Origin of the sequence: Terriglobus sp. YAF25 (assembly GCF_052113305.1) — a bacterium.
In the GTDB taxonomy this organism is placed as follows: Bacteria; Acidobacteriota; Terriglobia; order Terriglobales; family Acidobacteriaceae; genus Terriglobus.
The window spans coordinates 1-1934 of sequence record NZ_JBFRCY010000810.1 but is presented as its reverse complement, the minus strand read 5'-3'; the positions used below and the strand labels follow the sequence as shown (position 1 = coordinate 1934).

Below are 1934 nucleotides of genomic sequence, written 5' to 3'. Positions count from 1 at the left end.
CAATTCGACAACCCCGCCCCGTTTCGGTGAATATTCGATATCCCCCAATGAAATCCGCAATCCATTGACTTGATGAGCAAGCGGACTCCCGGGTGGCTCGTCATTGGGGTTAATCTCTTTGAGGTGTAGCTGTTTGGCAACAGAGGGTGAGACCCCAGTCATGGAGGAGCCGGTGTCAATCAGGGCAGAGAACGGGCCCCCACCGTTGATCTTGCAGGTCACGTACATGAGCCCGGTTGGAGTGATCTCTGCGGGAATGTTGGCTGTCTGGGCCTGGGTTTGCCGCGCCAACATTGCTAAGCAAAATAAGGCTAGCCCGTTACGGATATAGACTCGCGGCTTTGACTGTGGTCTGTCTGGCATAAACATGCGTTACTCCGTGAACAAGGAACCGAAGCCGCATTGACTCATCTTCTCGCTCAAGGCTTCTGCGCCGGGAATGCTCCGATAGAGCTCATGGGAAGCGAATTGGTTCTCTTCGGGGTCAACGAGCTTCGATACTTGTTCCCAGAAGCTCGTCTCTTTAGGGGGAGTAAGGTTCAGAAACTTGAATACTTCTCGAAGCGCATCGGTGATTCCTCCTGTGCTGGCGAACAGATCCTCGTATGTTAGTTCCAACACTTCGCTTGCCGGTTTTCTATCGGAAAGTTCTTGGCGACACTGAATGGCAAACTGGAGATCTTTCTCAATCATTTTGCGAATCTCGCCCTCTTCGATCGATGGCAAGCGGGTTTGCGCAATCGTACGCTCGAAGTTCGCCTTGGGGCCAATCCAGAAGTGCGTATTGAGAGAGAGCCAGTGAGATACGGCTCGTCGGAGAGAATTCGCCCTTGTTAGAAAAATGATCTTCCGATCCTGCGTTCCTAAGAGGTGAAAATTCAGTTCAGTGGAACCGAAGGGAAATCCGGATGGATCACAGACGTGCTTGATTCCTGGCCAGCGTAGTGTGAGGAGCGCCAGCGTCTTATCGAGTGACGGCCCATCTTTTACCAGATGATGGTACCTGCCCCGATATCGCATGGGGTGAAAGGGCTCAACAATGCAGGTGCCCTCTGGATGGAGTGAAAGGATGCTCGCTAACGTCGTGCTGCCTGTTCGGGGGAGAGAAAAAATAGTGTACATATTCCTCTGATCACTCTTCCTCAGCGCGGGTTCCAAGAACGAAAGCTAGACAGCTAAGTTCAGCATACGGAGACAAGTCCAAAATACGAGACGAAATATCCCTTTTAATGCCGGCGATGATGCAGCCGTCCAAACCGTATTCAAGCGCCTTTAGCCACAGAAAGTTTGCCACGGCGCCCGCTTTTAGGAACAGGTTTCTATGGTTAAGGGGGGTACCCGTATCTTTCCGATGAATCCAGATGATCGCGGCTGGCTCATGCACCTCTCCAATGAAGAGGTCGTTCTTCCAGAAAGTATCCGTGAGCAATCGGATTTGCTTGAGACCGGGAGTACCTTGCTTCCGGTAAGCATAGACACCTTTGCCCAACCCGTCGACGCGATTAGCCATGACACGTACTGCGATATCGTCATCGGCATTACTTATCCGCCCAGGGATACTCTCGAGTTGATCAAAGGCGTACGCAACTATTTCAAGAAGCACGGCGAGCCGAACCGCGACAGGAGCAAACACGGTGCAGGCGGACCTCTGTGCCGCGATTGACTTGATCGCCCGTTGGGCCCGAAAACGGAAGGCTGTTTTAAGCCATTGTTCTGTTTTGCGTCGCACTCCCCCTGCAGGGCGAGGGGAAGCGCTTGGGGTCCAGATTAGCGAAGTTAGAAGCGGTCCCAGAGGGCCCTCAGGATATCGCGTGCTCTGGCGGACATCGCCGAGCAGGATGCTCAATTCCGAAGCCCTTGCACTTTTGAACAAAAGCTTGTCGGGCGGGGCGCCAAGTTCGATCCCGTAGAGAGGGATGGCGACAAGGGGATGC

The 1934-nt window shown here is 53.3% G+C and carries 3 protein-coding genes; all 3 read right to left on the bottom strand.

From position 1 onward, the window contains the following. The coding region (locus tag AB4043_RS24010) for an aspartyl protease family protein (protein WP_442308317.1) at window positions 1-294 on the bottom strand (294 nt) is incomplete at its 3' end. Window positions 295-372: 78 nt separating this feature from the next. Further along, window positions 373-1122 (bottom strand): hypothetical protein, encoded by a 750-nt coding sequence (locus AB4043_RS24005; protein ID WP_442301820.1) that lies wholly within the window; start codon window positions 1120-1122, stop codon window positions 373-375. 10 nt (window positions 1123-1132) lie between these two features. Further along, a partial coding sequence (locus tag AB4043_RS24000) for a hypothetical protein (RefSeq protein ID WP_442308316.1) occupies window positions 1133-1934 on the bottom strand: 802 nt, incomplete at its 5' end.

Bases quoted from the DNA above. Each gene is read 5' to 3' on its own strand.
- AB4043_RS24005 (WP_442301820.1), bottom strand. From the start codon at position 1,122: ATGTACACTATTTTTTCTCTCCCCCGAACAGGCAGCACGACGTTAGCG.